Source organism: Streptomyces sp. 12E (genome assembly GCF_055633275.1).
Genome location: NZ_JBVNCJ010000003.1, coordinates 70,219 through 85,728, shown reverse-complemented (window position 1 = coordinate 85,728; position 15,510 = coordinate 70,219). Strand labels below are relative to the sequence as shown.

The window sequence follows — 15,510 nt, the reverse complement described above, 5'->3', positions numbered from 1 at the left end:
CCCGCGTCCGCTGCGGACAGTACCGCCCCGCGCCCTTGGGCCGGGCCGGGAGGCGCCGCCCGTCCGCTCCTGCGGGCGTGCGGCTACTGGTCGGGGTGGACGGCCTGGACCCCGGTCCCCGCGTACGCCTTGGGCGTCAGGGTGAGCAGGAAGCGCCCGGTGGGGTGGGCGGGAGAGGGCCGGGCGGCGTGGATGGCGTGGACGGCGGCCCAGGAGTGCCCGAAGCGCAGCAGCTCGGTGGCGGTGACCGCGGCGTCGGTGTCGAAGGCCTCGATGCGGATGAACCGCAGTCCCTTGACGTAGCCGAGGAGTCCGGGCCGCTCGGCGTCGCCGGCCGTCAGCGACAGCACCGGCGCGTACAGCGTTCCCAGCCCGCCCGAGGCCTGCACGTAGAACGCCGCGACCGCCTCGTTGAACGGGTCCTTCGGGTCGTACAGCGCCGCGGCGGTCGTGTGGTCCAGGACGACCGGGATCGCCCCCACTACGCGGCTGCCCGCGGGGCGTGCCGCGCCCCGCCCAGGCGCTCCAGCAGCGCCCGCGCCTTCGCCTCGGCCTCGGGCCCCGGCGCGGCGCCGAGGGCGGAGGCGAGCTCGGCACGGGCCAGCTCGGCACGCTCGGCGTACTCGGCCTGGGTCGGGGTGCCCTGTGCGAGGTCCTCGACCAGGGCGCGGATGGTCGTGCCGTGTTCGGCCGCCAGCCGGGCCAGCCGGTCGCGCGCCGCCACACTCACCTTGATGCTCGTCTCGTCCGCTGCCATGCCCTCGACTGTACCGCGGTCCTCTACCGGGAGTAGAGGCGTGAACGCTCGTGCGCGGATGCGAGGGGCCGGCGTGCGGGGAGGCGAGCCGGCCCGGACGTCACCCGGTCGTGCGGCAGGCCGTCTCCGGCAGTCCGGACGACCGCACCAGCCGTGAGACCGGCGGCCGGGCGGCCGGTCCTGTCGGAGCCGCCGTCTATCGTCTGCCCATGACACCGACGAACGTCGTCCTGTTCGACCGGGCATGGACCCGGTTCGAGTCGTGGCTGGCCGCCCGTTCACCGGCGGACCACGCCGCGCTTCGACCGCCGGCCACGGCTGCCGAGATCGCCGAGCTGGAGAAGCGGCTGGGCTTCGCCCTGCATCCTGAGCTCAGAAGACTGCTGGAGCGGCGCAACGGTGTCGCCGGGCCGGAGCCGAGCAGCGGACCCGGGCCGGGAGTCTTCCCGGCCGGCGACATCCTGCCGCTGGGTCACCGGCTCAGCTCGACCTCCGAGATCGCGTCGATGCACGACATCCTCGTGGGCGTCGGCGAGTACAACACCGAGGCCGAACTGTGGGACGAGGAGGACCTCGCCGGCCACCTGCATCTCTGTGTGCCGTTCGCGCTGCCCAACGACGGAGGCGTCGCGTTCGTCGACCACCGGCCCGGCCCCACGTACGGGCACGTGTACGAGATGGGCATCGGTTCCGGCGATCTGGAGGGCGCCCTCTGGGGCTCGAGCCTGACCGAGTTCGTCCGCGCCCTGACGGACGCTCTGGAATCGGGCACCCCGTTCCTGTACTACCGGCCGGCCACCTTCGAGCACTCCTCGGGCAGGACCTGCATCGAATGGGAGGTCATCCGTTCTTGAGGTCCTCCCCTTCCTCCGCGAGCCCGGGAAAGCGGCAGGCCCGCTGTCCGGACGTCCACCCGCCCAGCTGGACGACTGGACGAGGTTCTCACCGAAGAACGGGACGGCCTCGGCGAGGACCCGGTCGACGTACCGGGGCACGTCGTAGAAGTCCATGTGCGTGCCGCCGTCGACGACCACGAGCTTCTTGGGGCTGCACGCCCGGCTGAACAGCTCGGTGGAGTGCCACGGCGTTCCCGCCTCGCTGCCGGCCGAGATTCGGCCCGCGGCGCGCCCAGTACCAAGGCCGGGGCACGCCATCATGAGCCCTCCTCGACCGGTCGTCGCGTGATGCCCGAGGTGATGGGTGGTCACGTGGCTTTCTGTGCGCGGGCTTTGGCCCGGGCGGCGTGCAGCGGGTTGTCCGTCTTGCCCCGGGCGGGCTCGATGTAGTGCTTGCGGACCGTGGGGGAACCGGGCTTCCACCGGCCCTGTGCGGTCGGGTCGCCTCCCGCTTCGGAGATCTCCTGCGCCGGGCCCCGGCGCAGGCCGTGCGCGGTGACCGCGCGACCGCCGGGGGCCTTGACCCCGGCGAGCCGGGCGCGGGTCTTGACGATGTTCCCGATCGCGTCGGGGCTGAGGAAGTCGCCGCGCGGCCCGGAGCGCGGGCGGATGGTGCCACCGCGGGTGATGTGCCGGAACAGGGGGCCGGACGTGAGGCCGTGCCGGCGCAGCTCCTCCAGCCACGCGCGGACGCGGACGACGGGGCAGAGGGACGGGTCGTCCGGGTCGGCCGGTACGAAGGTGTCCTCGCCGTGGGCGGCCTGGTCGGTCTTGGAGAACGCCACGCGCACGGTCACGCCGTCGTCCTCCACGACCAGGTGCTCGATCAGGAGGTTCGCCAGTTCGCTGCGGCGGGACAGCATCCCCCACCCGAGGGTGAGCAGCGCGGCGTCCCGCAGGGCCTTCGGCCGTTCGCGGTCGTCGGCCGCGGTGCAGGTGGCCACCATGGCGGACAGGGCCGCGGTACGGATCGGCGGCGCCTTCCTGGGCGCGCGGCGCCGGGCCCAGTCCCGGGCGTGCTTGCGGAGGATCTGCCGGGCCTCCTTCATGCCGGGCTGCTGCCCGTCGGGGTGGGCGGAGCGGATCGCCGACATGTGGACCTGGACGGAGGGGGGCGCCAGGTCGCGTTGCACCAGGTGTCCGACGTACTCCACGAACGTCGCCGTGGTGCACGGCATCGGCACCCGTCCGTTCTGCGCGCACCAGGTCCTGAACTGCCCGAGAGCCGAGCCGTACGTGCGGGAGGTGTTGGCGGGCGGCGCCCCGTCGATCAGGTCGGCCGTCTCCTGCGAGATCCGGAAGTCGGCTTCGGTGTACGCCGGTTGGCCGACCGTCGTCGGGATCGGGGCGTTCGGCCGGAGCAGGGTGTGCCGGTCGACGAGCGGCCGGGGCGCCGGCGCCTTCGCGGGGACGGGAAGTGCCCGGCCCTCGTCCCCGTCGACCAGTTCGGCGTCGACCACTTCCACGGCGCTGGAGTCGGCCACGTGCCCCTCCGTCAGGATAGCCTCGTATAACGGAAATTATACGAGGCTACTCGGGGAAGGCGATCCCGAGCTCGCCCGGAGCCCTGACGGCGCCCCGGATGCACGGCGGACCCACCGCGCGCAGCAGCCACCCGCGCAGGACTGCTACCGTCCTCGTCAAATCCACGTCTATTGGTACGGAGAGATCTTGCGCATCACCGTCACGGTCGACGATCCCACCGACGACTTCCGGGACCAGCTCCTCGCACTCCTCGAGAAGCACGCCGCCCACGTCGACGTCGACGCCACGTGGACCGTCGAACGCGCCCTGCAGTACTACCGGACCCTGCCCGCCCGAGCGCGCCGCATCGTCCGCATGGCCGCCGACCACGACGGTTTCGTCGACGACGACGAACTCCGCACCGACGGCGGCAGCCTCCGCGGCCACAGCGGCGCCCTCACACGCGTCCTGGAACGCGGGGTCCGCGAGGGCTGGTGGCCGGCCGGGATGCAGCCCCCGATTCAGGCACAGGGCCCCGGCTTCGGAAAGGTCAGGGGCTATTCCATGCCCGCCGAGCTCGTGGATGTCTTCCTCACCGCCGTCAAGCGGCACGACGAGCAGAAATGACTCCCGCGTGAGAACGGGCTCCGGTCCACTTCATGTGGTCACGTATGCGACGTGACGGCCGGTCGTCGTTCGGCGGCGGTTGAGGCCGCCCGGAGAACGACCCGCCGAAGAGTGATGGCGCTGGCGGTTCCGCGCCGTGGACGACGTGCGGCCTGCGGCCGCAGTTCGAGAAGCTGCTTTTCCGGTCGGTGGACAATCGAGGCCGCGACCACAGCCGGCCTGTCCAGCGCATGACACCCTGGCACAACGGTGACTCGTCGACGGCATAGCCTCGGCCTGTGACCCACCACCGCAGCCGGACCGAGCAGCAGTCTCACCCCGCCGCACTCCCTCCCTTTCGGACACTGCTGGACGGTACGGACTGGGCGTCGCTCGCCACGGCCCGCGGCACGGGTGAATCCCTGCCGGCGGCACTGGCACTCCTGACCAGCCCCGACCCGCTCATCAGGGAGTCCGCCCTCCAGGATGCGCTGGGGCCCGTGACCCACCAGAACAGCATTTACGAGGCCACGGTGCCCGTGGCGCTCTACGTCGCGGCGATCCTCGACCATCCGGCCGTCACGGCAGGCGACTCCCGTCAGGACACCAGGACACGCCCGAACCGCCCCACTCTCGTGCGGCTGCTCCAGTGGCTCGGCGACACCGCCTACGACGCCGACGACGAGTGCGTCGCCACCAGCGAACGTCTCTGCGGTGAGGGATTTCCTGACGAGCACGAGGAGATGCGTGCGTTTCGGGACGCGCGCCCGGCCCTCTTCCCCGCTGTTCACGCCCTCCTCGGTCATGCCGACGCCGATGTGCGCCACACCGCCCTTGTCGCTGCCATCCCCCTCACGGAACACCCCCTCCTCGTCCAGCACCGGTCCGCTCTGGCCGGCCACGCCCGACGTCTCCTGGCCACCAGCACCGACCGGCACCACCGAGACCGCGTCCTGGACGCACTGAAGGCTTGGGGACACGACACCAGCAGCCTGGAGAACGCGTCCGACCTCGCAGCCCGTGAGCGCTACGCCCTCCTCAGAGCCGCACGCGCTTCCCGGGAAGGCGGCTACAGCGAAGACCCGCCGTTCTGAGCCGACGCCCGGAACACTCCGAACCATCCACTGGTCGCCCTGCGCGGTCGCACCGCGAGAAGTGGCCCAGGGCCCCGGGTCGACGGCCCCCGAGTGCCGTGGGGTGGCCGGACGCCGCACGGTCAGCGGAGGACCTGGACCGCGTAGAGCGCGCCGACGCCGGTGGCGAGGGTGCCGAGCAGGAGCCGGAGCGCGGTTTCGGGCAGGTGCGGTTGGAGGTGCGCGCCGAGGTATCCGCCGAGCAGTCCTCCGGCTCCGCAGGACAGGCCCAGCAGCCAGTCGGGGGCGACGTCGCCCGTGGTGGCCAGGGAGAGCAGTGCGTAGGTGGCCGCGCCGACGACGGAGGTCACGAAGGTGGAGGCCAGGGCCGCGGGTGCGACGGTGGCGACGGGGACGCCGCGGCCCACGAGGATCGGGCCGAGCAGGGAACCGCCCCCGATCCCGTAGATGCCGCCGGCGACGCCGACGGCCAGGGCCAGCGACGTCGTCGCGCGGGGCGAGAGGCGGTCGTGGGTGCTCGGTGACGCCGGGCGCAGGGTCCGCAGCCACAGCCACAGTCCGAGCGGCAGCAGCAGCGCGGCGACGAGGAGACGGAAGACGCGCGGGCCGGGAACGGCGAACACGCGGACCCCGGCGCCGATGACGACGCCGGGAACCGTGCCCGCGACGAGCAGGCGGGTCAACGGCCCGCCCAGTCGCCCGGCCCGCCAGTGGCGCAGGAGGGCGCCGGGGCCGGCCACGACGTTGTAGAGCAGGTTCGTGGGTGTCACGGCCGGGCTCGGCACACCCAGCACACTGACCTGGACGGGCAGCAGGAAGACCGCTCCGGAGACGCCCACGGGCGCGGTGATGACCGATAGCAGGAGTCCGACGGCGAACCCGAGCAACCCCGTCGACCACTCCACGGCAATCCCCCCAGCACTCGCCGACCGGCACCCGGAACAGGCTCCGGAGCAGGTGTCTTCCGTCCTCGGGAACATCGCCCCCGCCCCGATCCAACCTCCTCCCGAGACGGTGGACAACTGCCGTCCCCCATGCGTGGGCGGAGCCGGACCTGGTGCCCACCGGCAGGGAACGGCGTGCCTCCTTCGGCCTCGGTACTGGTGGGCTCACGTATACAACTGTCGCCAGTTCCTGGGACGATCCTGCCCAGTTGGTCACCACCTGTTACCGGGGACGCCGATCACTCGGCGCCTGATCTGATCGGTACTGCTCCTCCACTAGGCGGTCGATCATCAGGCGGAACCATGACCGAGCACTGGCGGCGGCCTCCACCCGTCCCTCCCGGCGGGAGGCATTGGCGCGTTGGTGAACTCGTTATCCTTCAGCGCCGTATAGATCACTTCCGAGGCGTTCCGTAATGCCCGAAGCACACCATTGGGGTCTCCGCCACCCGCCATCCGCAACCGCGCCAGGCTGTAGCAGATGTCCATGGCCTCTCCAGCGAGCGGATTCAGGTCGGTGCGGAATGCCTGTATGTCGACTGGCTCCCCAGCGAAGGCCCTGCTGACCGTCTGTACCAGAAAGTCGTACGAAAGGCGTGTTTTTCGCACGCGATCGACAGGGTCAGGAGTTTCTCGTCGGCGAGCTCCCGTGCGTCTACTTCTAAGAGGTCATCTCATTTGGCCAGTCTGCGGTAGCAGATGAGGGTGCAGGCGATGCTGGTGAAGGCGAGGAAGTGGTCGGCTTTTCGTTCGTAGCGTCGGTGGAGTCGTCGGCAGCCGGCGAGCCAGGCCATGGTGCGCTCGATGGTCCAGCGGTGGCGGCCCAGCCGCTGTGAGGACTCGATCCCTTTGCGGGCGATGCGGTGGGTGATGCCGCGTCCGCGTAACCATCGCCGCAGGTGGGGGTAGGCGTAGCCCTTGTCGGCGTGAAGCTTGCCCGGCTTACGTCGCCTGCGTCCCCGGCGGGAGCGGATCAGCGGTATGCCCTTGACCAAGGGGATCAGGGCTTGGCTGTCGTGCAGGTTCGCGCCCGAGATTCCGACGGATATGGGCAGACCGGTTCGCTCGGTGATCAGATGGATCTTCGAGCCGTACTTGCCCCGGTCCACAGGATTCGGACCTGTCAGGTCCCCCTTTTCATGGCCCGCATGTTGACTGAGTCGATCGCGCAGCGGGTCCAGTCCAGCTCGCCGCGGGCGCCGAGCTCGTCGAGTACCACCCGGTGGAGCTTGGCCCACACCCGGGCTTTCGACCATTCGCTGAACCGCCGATGGGCTGTTGCTCCTGACAGCCCGAACGACGCTGCCGGCAGCTGCTGCCACGTGCAGCCCGACGTGGTCACGAACACGATCGCCGCCAGCACCTCCCTGTCGCCATGTCGACGCCGACCGCCGCCCTGAGGCCGCGACGGTGCCTCCGGCACCACCCGCTGGAACAGCTCCCACAGCTCATCCGGCACCAGCCGCTCAACAATCCCCATGCCCCGTCGCGCCTACGCCTCGCTGGAGCAGACGGTCTCGGTCCAGGTCGCCTGGAGGTCACGGCAGACAAGGGTGAGGGTGCCGTCCCAGCAGGCGATCTCGTGGCTGCAGCCGTCCCTGTGCGGCAGGATCTCGTCGAGAATCACAGCCCCGAGGTCTGTTCCCCGGCCCTCGCCGGCGGGATCGACGATGAAGCTGGACACCCCTGCGTAGCGGATCAGCAGGTCATGGTCGTGCTTCCAGCAGTTGTGCCGGAACTCGACCTCCATCTCCTCACCGCCGGCGCCTCGGACGGCCCGGAGCGTCAGGTCCTTCACGCATCGCCTGCTGCGGAAGTCGTAGTGGTCCGGGTCGGTGGCGAAAGCCCGGGCCCCAGGCGGCAGATCACCAACGATCGAGGGCAGATGGTCCAGGTAGCGAGACGGGTCCAGAACCCCTGACAGCTCGCCGACCTGCGCATCGAGAATGACGTACTCCATCGGCCTTCGCCCCCGCTCATGACTTCCCACTGGTCGACGAATCGTCGCACAGACTCGCCAAATGAGATGACCTCTAGGAGGGCGCGCGGATAGGCGGGAGTTCTGTCCGACGGCGTCGGCTCGGCCGGGCGTGACGGGGGACAGGGGCTGGGTGTGGTGCGGGGGTGGCTGGTAGGTCTGCGGCGGAGTGACGTCAAAGGATCACTTGCCGTCGGCTCCGGTAGCATCTGCGGCATGTCTGGTGCTTCGTGCGCGGCTTGTGCCGCGGTGACGAGGACGCTCCGCTAGCGGCGGGGCGTTCGTCTCACTTCTGTTGAACGTTCTGCTGCTTCGTGGTTGGACCGGAGCGGCGCGTTCGTGCTGCTCGGAACTTCTTCTGGGCAACGGAGCACTCGGTGGTTTCAGGCATTTTCTCTTCGCGCGGGGACGGATCGTCTCCGGTGCGCGCGTGGCTGGTGCTGTGCTGCATGGCCATGCTGCAGTTCTTCATTGCGGTGGACGTGACTGTGGTCAACGTCGCCCTGCCCTCGATCGGCGCCGATTTCGGGGTCGACGGGCATGCCCTGGTCTGGGTGGTGGTCGGGTATACGATCACCGGCGGCGGGCTGCTGATGCTCGGCGGACGGCTGGGCGACGTGCTCGGCAGGCGCCGCATCCTCCTGCTCGGCACAGCGCTCTTCGGTGCCGCGTCCTTGCTGGCCGGGCTCGCGCCGTCCTTCGCCGTGCTGGTGACGGCCCGGCTGCTGCAGGGTGCCGGGGAGGCGATCGCGCTTCCGGCGGCGATGGCGGTGGTCGTGCTCATGTTCCCCGAGGGGCCGCGCAGGTCGCGGGCGCTGGGCGTGTGGGCGGCCGTCGCGAGCTGTGGTCTCGTCCTCGGGTTCGTGGTCTCCGGGATCATCACCGAGCTGCTCGGCTGGCGGTGGATCTTCCTGGTGTCTGTGCCGTTCATCCTGGTCGTGCTCGCGGCTGCGGCCCTTCTCGTGCCGGGCGAACGGCCCGCCGAGCCCGCACCTTTGGACCTTCCCGGTGCGCTCCTGCTGGTCGCGGCTCCGCTGCTGTTCACCCTCGGGGTCGTCGAAGCGGGACAGGCGGACAGCCCGTTGCCCTGGTTGCCGCCGGCGGCGCTGGCCGGCGCGGTGGCAGCCGGAGCCCTGTTCGTCAGGGTGGAGCTCCGTTCACGCAACCCGCTCGTGCCGCTGCGGTTCCTCCGCAACCGGCCGCGCGTCCTGGCCAACCTCGCCACCGCTCTGCTGAGCGCGGCGCTGTCCACCTCGTTCCTGCTGTTCACCTACTACCTGCAGGACCGGTCGGGCGCCGGCCCGCTCCAGGCCGGCTTGACGATGCTGCCCCTGGCGGTGTCCCTGATCGCGGCCTCGGTGCTGGTGCCCCGGCTGCTCGGACGGTGGGGTGCCCGGGCCTGCGTCCTGGCCGGGATCGGCTTCACCGCGCTGGCGATGGCCGCCATCGCCCTAATCGCCTCCCTCGGGGCCACCGGCTGGGCGATGGTTCCGGCGATGGTGCTCATCGCGGCCGGGATGGGGTTCGGGATCGTCGGGCTGCAGTACGTCGCGGTGACCGGCGTGACCGAGGACGACGCCGGCATCGCCTCCGGCGTCCAGCGAGCCGCCGACCAACTGGGCGGTTCCACCGGAATCACGCTCTACGTCGGCATCGGGTTCGCTCCCGCCCTGGACGGCACCGACCCGTTCCTCGCCAGCAGCTTCCTGGCCATCGCCGGGCTCGCCGCGGCCGGGTGCGTCGCCTGGCGGATCTCCCTGCCCGACGCGGTGACGGAGGAAACGCTCGGGTGATCTCGGGCAGGGCTGCGCCCGCCCGGCGGCCCGGCCGGGCGGGCGCAGCCCTGGAAACAACAGGTCCACGATCACCACCGGTCAAGCAGAAGGTCACGTGCCCGTCCTGCCTTCCTCCATCACCGCCCCTCTGTGGGAGCAGTTCCACGCGCTGATCCCGCGCTGAGGTTCCCCCGTTGCTCGGGAGGGGCTGATCAGCTGGGCTGTCATCGGCCCCGCGTCCCGGACAGGGTCGTGTTCGACAAGCTCCTGGCCCGGCTCGTGCTGGGCGGCACCTACCAGCAGCACGCCGACCACCAGGTCTCCGCGACCACGCTGCGGTCCCGGCGGGACGAGTGGATCGCCGCGGGAGTCTTCGAAGCCCTGCACCAGGCCGCGTTGGAGGCCTATGACCAGGCCATCGGCCTGGGCCTGGACAGCCTCGCCGTGGACGGGTGCATCGTGAAAGCCCCCGGCGGCGGAGAGAACACCGGCCCCTCGCCCGTGGACCGCGGGAAATCGGGGACCAAACGGTCGCTGCTGGTCGAAGGCGGCGGGCTCCCGATCGGGTGCGCGCTTGCCGGCGCCAACCGGCACGACTCGCCGCTGTTACGCCCCACCTTGGAGACCCTTGGGCGCTTCGGCTTCCAGCTGCCCGACCGGATCACGGTGCACCTGGACTCGGGCTACGACTCGCGCGTGACCCGCACCCTGCTGACCGAGCTGGGCTGCGGATGGCGGATCACCCCAAAGGGCGCGTTCCTGCCGATCAACCACACCCACCGATGGGTTGTCGAACGGACGAACTCCTGGCACACACGGGGCTTCAAGTCGCTGGCGATCGTCACGGACCGACGTGCGGTGGTGCAGGCCGCGTGGGTAGCGCTCGCCGGCGCGGTCCTCGTGATCCGGCGCCTGATCCACAAAGCACGGACGGCCTACCGATGGGACGCACGGACCGCCCGACGCCCGTGACCTATCCGCGCGAACTGTAAGGCAAATCGATCCGCGGCGCGATCCGTCTCCAAGTCACGCCGATCCTTTCCCTTCAGGAGAACGGGGCCCCACATACCCGCAGTTCCACCGACCAAGGCCCCGCCTATGGCCACAGTCGGCCCCATAACCGCACCACTGTCCGCCACGTCCAGGGGCGTCCCCAGGTGTGGGTACATCTACGCCCTGCGTCCCGAACTGGTGGGCTCGCGGATTCAACTGCCGTCGGTTCCCCGGGGAGCCCAGCCGGCTGGTGACCTTGCGTGATCTCCTGGGGCGCATCGACTCCAGGTTCCGCCGACTTCGGGGAGCGCGAGGCGGCCCGTCAGGGCTTCATCAGCAGCCTCGGTGTCGTCGCCGGTTCCCCGGCTGGGCTGCTCCCTTGACCTCAACCGTGGTTGAGGCGCAACACTCGGCGCATGGAGATCACAAAGAGCAGCACCATCCTCTTCCGTAACACCATGCGCATCACGGACGGTCACCTCGACGGCTTCCGGCGCGCCATCGCGCAGGCGGTGGCATTCGCTCAAGAGCACGGCCCCCAGCTCATGGTCGAGGTCTTCATCGACGAGGAGCGGATGCTGGCGCACAGCTTCCAGCTCTACCGCGACTCCGATGCCATCCGCGCCCACTGGCGGCTGTCGGATCCGTACATCCGCGAGGTGATGGAGCACTGCACCGTGCAGCACTTCGAGATATTCGGCGCACCGGACCATGACATCGTGGCGGCTCTCAAGACCCCCGGTGGCGAATCCTTCCCCTTCGTCGTCTCGCCACGCCTCGTCGGCTTCAACCGTCTTGAGGCACCCGGCTTGGATGAATCGCACTCTTACCGGTAGTTCGTTAAATCCGGAGGTAGAGGTCAATGCCGTGTCCTGTGGTGGCCGCATCGATCGGGGCCTGGGGCTCGGAGGGCGGGTCGGTTGTCCGTCCAGGCTCGCCACCAGCGGGTGAGGGTGATGGCGGGAGTGAGCCAGGAGCGGATGGCTCGTAAGGCCTTGGGCCAGCAGGACGGTTGGGGCTGGTGGGGTATGGCTGGGCCCCCTCTCTGGTCCCTCATCGGGGCAGAGGTCCGGCGCGGTGGCGTCCAGGGGCCCGGGTGGTGCGAACCACTGGTCCCAGCAGAAGGAGAAGGCGCAGTTGACCAGGGTCTGGTGGCGGCGGATGGCGCGGTCGGAGCGGACTTGGAAGTCGGCCCAGCCCAGTTCGTCCTTGATCTGCTTGTAGCTCTGCTCGATCCAGGGCCGCAGGCCGTGGAGGCGGACGGTGGTGGCATGGGGCGGGCGGATGAGGCCGGTCAGCGGGTCGGGGCGGAAGCCGAGCAGGGCCAGGACGCGCTGTGGTGCGTCGGCGACCCACTCGCCGATCGCCGTGATCGAGGCGGCGCCGGCCAGACCGGCGGCGGCCGCAGTGGTGAGCAGGGCCGTCCATGGATGGCGGATGCCGCGCCGGGCCCGTGGATCAGGCACCGCGGCCAGAAAGTTTCGCAGGTCAGCAGCTGTCTTCAGCGGGGTTGGGTCGGAGGCGTCCCCCAGTCGCCGGAGGCATGACGGCATGCGGGAAGACGGGTGCGCAGGCATGGACTCGCTCGGTGCTCATACGGACTCGACACCCACATGATCACCAGCGGCCATGCCTGTTCTGCGTCCCGGGTCACCTCCGGCAGAAGCCGACAAGCCGCCACATCCAGGGCCCAGCAGGCGAACCACCCCACCTCGGCACTTCTCAAAGACCCTGGTCGCCTCGCGATCTCCGTGCGGCTCTTCTTGATCTTCCTCGGGCAAAGGATCGTGTGTGCGAAGCGGAAGAAGATCCCGTGGTGAGGCAACGGTCTCGGCTTCGTATGGACTCTTTTGAACATCTAGGAGGGAGGTGCTCATGGGGGTTCGAAAGCAGGTCGGGGACCGAGAGTTCCACGATTTCGTCGTCGGTTGCTGGCCGCGCCTGATGCGCACGGCGTTTCTGCTCACGGGTGAGCAGCACGCTGCGGAGGATCTGGTCCAGTCGACGCTGGAGCAGGTCTATGTGGCCTGGCACAGGGTCGCCTCGGCCGACGCCCCTGAGGCGTATGTGCGACGAGTGATGATCAACGCGCATGCCCGCAGATATCGAAGGAAGCTGAGGGAGTTCCTGTTGCCCAGGAGCGGGGACGCGGGCCTGACACACGAGGTGGCCGACACCGGTGACCGGATCGCCCAGGCCGACGACCGTCACACGCTGCTGAAGGCGCTGGCCCAATTGCCGGCACGGCAGCGGGAAGCAGTGGTCCTACGTTACTGGGAGGACCTCACTGAGACACAGACGGCCGAGGCGATGGGCTGTTCGGTCGGCACGGTGAAGAGCAACGCAGCCAAGGGGATCGCGAAGCTGCGCGCCGTTTCGGGGCTGGCGGAGAAAGTGACGCAGGGAGGACGAACGTGAAGAGCGCGGACTGGGAGACGAGCCACAACATGACACAGCACGACATCGCCTTCCTGCTGGCCGAAGCCGCCGACGAGGTGAGGATCGGCACAGCCCCCGCCCAGGCGCTGATTCGCGGCGGCCGCCGCCGCAGGGCCCGTCGCTGGGCGGTCGTGGCGACCACCACCCTGGTCGTGGCCGGCTCCACGGGGGCTCTGGCACTGAACGGGCTGTCCGGTGACGGGGAACGGGGGGTGTCGCCGGCGAGCCAGCCGGTCGCCAGCGCGGAGGCACCCGAGCCGCACATGCGGACGACCCTGGCGAGCGGCACCGACGAGGGAGTGCCGTGGAGGGTGTACATCGACGTGTGGAAGGCTCCGGCGGACACGGCGGAGGCCCGGGCCACCCTGGCGGCCATGGCGAAGTTCGGCGAGCACCCGCAGGACGTCTCCACAGCCTCCGAACTGGTGGGCAAGGTCGCGCACTTCGTGCACCGGGTCACCGGTGAAGAGGCGAAGACCACTCAGATCGGGAACTTGGTGCTACCCGAGGACGACGTCCTGACCGGCGGCGAGCACGGGACCGTCTCGCTCCCGCTGCTCCCAGGGAACGGCACGGCCACCCCGCGCCTGGTGTTCGGCCAGGTCGCCAAGACCGCCCGGGAGGTCACCTGCACCTGGAAGGACGGCACGTCTACCAAGGTCGGCCGTACGTCCGCGGACACCGAGGCGAACGCCGGCGTTCCGGTCATCCACAGCCCCAAGCACTCCCCCTACGACTGGTTCGCCATCCTGGCGCCGAAGTCCACCGAGTTGGAGGGGATCAAGGTCACGAAGTAGATCAAGCGGGAGACTAACGCTCCGAGGGGCAGGAAAACCACGGCAACAACCCCGACGGGCACCACGTTACGAAGTGCATCGTTCATATGCACCAGGACATCGAGAAGGGCACGCGAGGTTCCAGCCGGCACCGGCACCTGCGGGTACGCCTGTCCACGAACTCGATGCTGAGGAACGGCAACTGTTCGCCGCCCAGGGAAACTCACGGGATGTCGCACAGTACGACAAGCCGTGGCGCCGCTGCACGGCCTGACCCGGCCCTCGGGCGCAGCGCGGCCGGTACGCGCGGATCAGTCCTCGTCCCCGTCGTCGGGCTCGACCTCGTCCGGGTCGTGCAGGGGCCGCAGGCCCTGGGCGGGGCCGGGGGAGGCGATGTTGAACAGGCAGCGGCCCAGGAAGTTGACGTGCGCGTTCTTCAGCGGGGACAGGCGGTCCAAGTCCTCGTCCTTGATGTCGTGGCCCTCCGCGCGGAGCTGAGCGACGGCGGCGTCCACGTAGCGGGTGTTCCACAGCACGACGGCGTTGAGGACCAGGCCGAGGGCGGCGAGCTGGTCCTCCTGGCCGTCCCGGTACGCCTGGCGAATCTGTCCGCGGCCGCCGTGGCAGATCGCGCGGGCGAGCCGGTGCCGGGACTCCTGCACGGTCAGCTGCCGGTTCATCAGCCGTCGGTAGGTGTCGTCCATCGGGTCGACCAGGGCCGACAGGTGCATGGTCGTGTCGATCCGGCCGTACTCCGCGAACGCCGCCCCCAACGGCGTGGGGTGTCCCTCGCGGCCGAACATCCGCAGCAGGTCGTACGGCCGCACCTGGTTGGTGGTCAGCGCCCCGGCCACCCGCAGCATGTCTGACCAGTGCGTCTCGATCCGCTTCAGGTTCACCTTGTGGCGGGCGATGGCCTCCAGCGGCCCGTAGTCCCCGGCCGGCTCCTCACCCTCGGGCACGGGCACGGGCACGTCCGCCCGCCAGAACCGCTGGTCGGCCAGGTCACGGAAGCGCGGGGCGAAACGGAAGCCGAGCATCTTGTACAGGCCGAAGGCCATGTCCGAGTACGAGGCGTTGTCGGTGGCCACCACCTCCGGGCGCACGCCGCCGCTCGATGCGGCCCTGGGCGGTGATCAGCACCGCGTTCGCCGCAGCGATGGTGTCGGCGCGCAGGTAGTTCTGGTCCACGTGCGACAGCCGCGAGCGGGTCAGCGCCTTGTTCTCCGGGTCCACCACCGGGGTGAGCCCGATGTTGCACGCCTCGGACACCAGCAGCGCCACCAGGGAGACGAGCATCCCCTCCATCCGCGTGGGCCGGGCGGACACGCGGCGGAAGGCGTCCAGGAACCCGGTCCAGGAGCGCACCTCGAACAGCAGGTCCGGCAGGTCGATCCTGGGGAGCATCGCCTCCGTGGTCGTCTTCAGCCAGGTCAGCGACTCCGGCTCGCCCACCGCTCCGAGCTTGTCCACACTCAGGCGGGCCCGGCCCCCGCCCTCGGGGACGACGATCTCCACCTTCGCCTCGTCCCCGGCCTCGGCGAGGCGACCCGCCATCTGCCGCCAGGCCGCATCCAGGCCCCGGGTCAGCGTGGCCAGGTGCTCGCCGACGTCCTCGCTCAGCGACAGGCCGGCCAGCACGTCGCCCCGCATCGCCTCCCACCGCGGCCCGTCCAGCAGCCGCGCCCGCGGATCGGCCCAGCGGTTGGAGGGGGCGGCGAAGATGTCCCGCCTGTTCAGCGCCCGGTGCAGCTGCTCCAGCACGCACACCGCGTACGCGTCCCGGTC

At 70.2% G+C, this 15,510-nt stretch carries 13 protein-coding genes and 4 pseudogenes; 8 read left to right on the top strand and 9 right to left on the bottom strand.

Annotated features, from left to right (window positions below):
* Positions 1 to 83: 83 nt before the first annotated feature.
* Both ACZ8ZB_RS34985 and ACZ8ZB_RS34980 read right to left on the bottom strand, forming a co-directional pair.
* Entirely contained in the window at positions 84 to 482 is a 399-nt protein-coding gene (locus ACZ8ZB_RS34985) for a PIN domain-containing protein (RefSeq protein ID WP_470741813.1), read from the bottom strand.
* Positions 482 to 757 (bottom strand): hypothetical protein, encoded by a 276-nt coding sequence (locus ACZ8ZB_RS34980; protein ID WP_470741812.1) that lies wholly within the window; start codon positions 755 to 757, stop codon positions 482 to 484. The genes ACZ8ZB_RS34985 and ACZ8ZB_RS34980 overlap by 1 nt, the downstream gene beginning before the upstream one ends.
* A gap of 209 nt (positions 758 to 966) precedes the next feature.
* On the opposite strand from ACZ8ZB_RS34980, the gene ACZ8ZB_RS34975 reads away from it, so the two are divergent.
* Complete coding sequence (locus ACZ8ZB_RS34975) at positions 967 to 1,611, top strand: SMI1/KNR4 family protein (protein WP_470741811.1); 645 nt, start codon at positions 967 to 969, stop codon at positions 1,609 to 1,611.
* Between the two features lie 350 nt (positions 1,612 to 1,961).
* Here the strand turns inward: ACZ8ZB_RS34975 and ACZ8ZB_RS34970 are convergent, their stop codons facing one another.
* Entirely contained in the window at positions 1,962 to 3,137 is a 1,176-nt protein-coding gene (locus ACZ8ZB_RS34970; protein WP_470741810.1) for a site-specific integrase, read from the bottom strand.
* A 187-nt stretch (positions 3,138 to 3,324) separates the two neighbouring features.
* Between ACZ8ZB_RS34970 and ACZ8ZB_RS34965 the strand changes: the two genes are divergently transcribed.
* Positions 3,325 to 3,744 (top strand): hypothetical protein, encoded by a 420-nt coding sequence (locus tag ACZ8ZB_RS34965; RefSeq protein WP_470741809.1) that lies wholly within the window; start codon positions 3,325 to 3,327, stop codon positions 3,742 to 3,744.
* Between the two features lie 278 nt (positions 3,745 to 4,022).
* Positions 4,023 to 4,817 (top strand): hypothetical protein, encoded by a 795-nt coding sequence (locus ACZ8ZB_RS34960; protein ID WP_470741808.1) that lies wholly within the window; start codon positions 4,023 to 4,025, stop codon positions 4,815 to 4,817.
* Between the two features lie 122 nt (positions 4,818 to 4,939).
* On the opposite strand, the gene ACZ8ZB_RS34955 is transcribed toward ACZ8ZB_RS34960, so the two are convergent.
* The 3 genes from ACZ8ZB_RS34955 to ACZ8ZB_RS34945 all read right to left on the bottom strand — a co-directional run bounded on the left by ACZ8ZB_RS34955 (position 4,940) and on the right by ACZ8ZB_RS34945 (position 7,721).
* Positions 4,940 to 5,722 carry a TSUP family transporter gene (locus ACZ8ZB_RS34955; RefSeq protein WP_470741807.1) on the bottom strand — a complete coding sequence of 261 codons (783 nt, stop codon included), beginning with the start codon at positions 5,720 to 5,722 and terminating at the stop codon, positions 4,940 to 4,942.
* Positions 5,723 to 6,435: 713 nt separating this feature from the next.
* Positions 6,436 to 7,241, bottom strand: a protein-coding gene (locus tag ACZ8ZB_RS34950; protein ID WP_470741806.1) for an IS5 family transposase whose coding sequence is annotated in 2 segments (ribosomal slippage) — positions 6,436 to 6,897 and positions 6,900 to 7,241 — 804 coding nt in all. Because the reading frame shifts where the segments join, the coding sequence is not laid out codon by codon here.
* Positions 7,242 to 7,253: 12 nt separating this feature from the next.
* Complete coding sequence (locus tag ACZ8ZB_RS34945) at positions 7,254 to 7,721, bottom strand: hypothetical protein (RefSeq protein WP_470741805.1); 468 nt, start codon at positions 7,719 to 7,721, stop codon at positions 7,254 to 7,256.
* A 467-nt stretch (positions 7,722 to 8,188) separates the two neighbouring features.
* Here ACZ8ZB_RS34945 and ACZ8ZB_RS34940 point away from each other — a divergent pair, with 467 nt between their 5' ends.
* From ACZ8ZB_RS34940 to ACZ8ZB_RS34930, 3 genes and pseudogenes are all read left to right on the top strand, one after another.
* Positions 8,189 to 9,532 (top strand): MFS transporter, encoded by a 1,344-nt coding sequence (locus tag ACZ8ZB_RS34940; RefSeq protein ID WP_470741946.1) that lies wholly within the window; start codon positions 8,189 to 8,191, stop codon positions 9,530 to 9,532.
* A gap of 97 nt (positions 9,533 to 9,629) precedes the next feature.
* Positions 9,630 to 10,486, top strand: a pseudogene (locus tag ACZ8ZB_RS34935) (IS5 family transposase).
* A gap of 437 nt (positions 10,487 to 10,923) precedes the next feature.
* The gene (locus tag ACZ8ZB_RS34930; RefSeq protein ID WP_470741804.1) at positions 10,924 to 11,343 is read left to right on the top strand and encodes a hypothetical protein; all 420 of its coding nucleotides are present in this window, start codon (positions 10,924 to 10,926) and stop codon (positions 11,341 to 11,343) included.
* A gap of 23 nt (positions 11,344 to 11,366) precedes the next feature.
* Here ACZ8ZB_RS34930 and ACZ8ZB_RS34925 read toward each other — a convergent pair.
* Both ACZ8ZB_RS34925 and ACZ8ZB_RS34920 read right to left on the bottom strand, forming a co-directional pair.
* Positions 11,367 to 11,815: pseudogene (locus tag ACZ8ZB_RS34925) on the bottom strand (IS701 family transposase); the annotation flags it as partial.
* Positions 11,816 to 11,829: 14 nt separating this feature from the next.
* Positions 11,830 to 12,060 (bottom strand): annotated as a pseudogene (locus ACZ8ZB_RS34920) (transposase family protein); the annotation flags it as partial.
* Positions 12,061 to 12,382: 322 nt separating this feature from the next.
* On the opposite strand from ACZ8ZB_RS34920, the gene ACZ8ZB_RS34915 reads away from it, so the two are divergent.
* Entirely contained in the window at positions 12,383 to 12,925 is a 543-nt protein-coding gene (locus ACZ8ZB_RS34915; RefSeq protein WP_470741803.1) for a SigE family RNA polymerase sigma factor, read from the top strand.
* On the top strand, positions 12,922 to 13,743 hold the full coding sequence (locus ACZ8ZB_RS34910; RefSeq protein ID WP_470741802.1) for a hypothetical protein: 822 nt from the start codon (positions 12,922 to 12,924) through the stop codon (positions 13,741 to 13,743). Before ACZ8ZB_RS34915 ends, ACZ8ZB_RS34910 begins: the two co-directional genes overlap by 4 nt.
* Positions 13,744 to 14,033: 290 nt before the next feature.
* On the opposite strand, the pseudogene ACZ8ZB_RS34905 reads toward ACZ8ZB_RS34910, so the two are convergent.
* Positions 14,034 to 15,063: pseudogene (locus ACZ8ZB_RS34905) on the bottom strand (Tn3 family transposase); the annotation flags it as partial.
* Between the last annotated feature and the right edge of the window lie 447 nt (positions 15,064 to 15,510).

Bases quoted from the DNA above. Each gene is read 5' to 3' on its own strand.
- ACZ8ZB_RS34980 (WP_470741812.1), bottom strand. From the start codon at position 757: ATGGCAGCGGACGAGACGAGCATCAAGGTGAGTGTGGCGGCGCGCGAC.
- ACZ8ZB_RS34975 (WP_470741811.1), top strand. From the start codon at position 967: ATGACACCGACGAACGTCGTCCTGTTCGACCGGGCATGGACCCGGTTC.
- ACZ8ZB_RS34945 (WP_470741805.1), bottom strand. From the start codon at position 7,721: ATGGAGTACGTCATTCTCGATGCGCAGGTCGGCGAGCTGTCAGGGGTT.
- ACZ8ZB_RS34940 (WP_470741946.1), top strand. From the start codon at position 8,189: ATGGCCATGCTGCAGTTCTTCATTGCGGTGGACGTGACTGTGGTCAAC.
- ACZ8ZB_RS34930 (WP_470741804.1), top strand. From the start codon at position 10,924: ATGGAGATCACAAAGAGCAGCACCATCCTCTTCCGTAACACCATGCGC.
- ACZ8ZB_RS34915 (WP_470741803.1), top strand. From the start codon at position 12,383: ATGGGGGTTCGAAAGCAGGTCGGGGACCGAGAGTTCCACGATTTCGTC.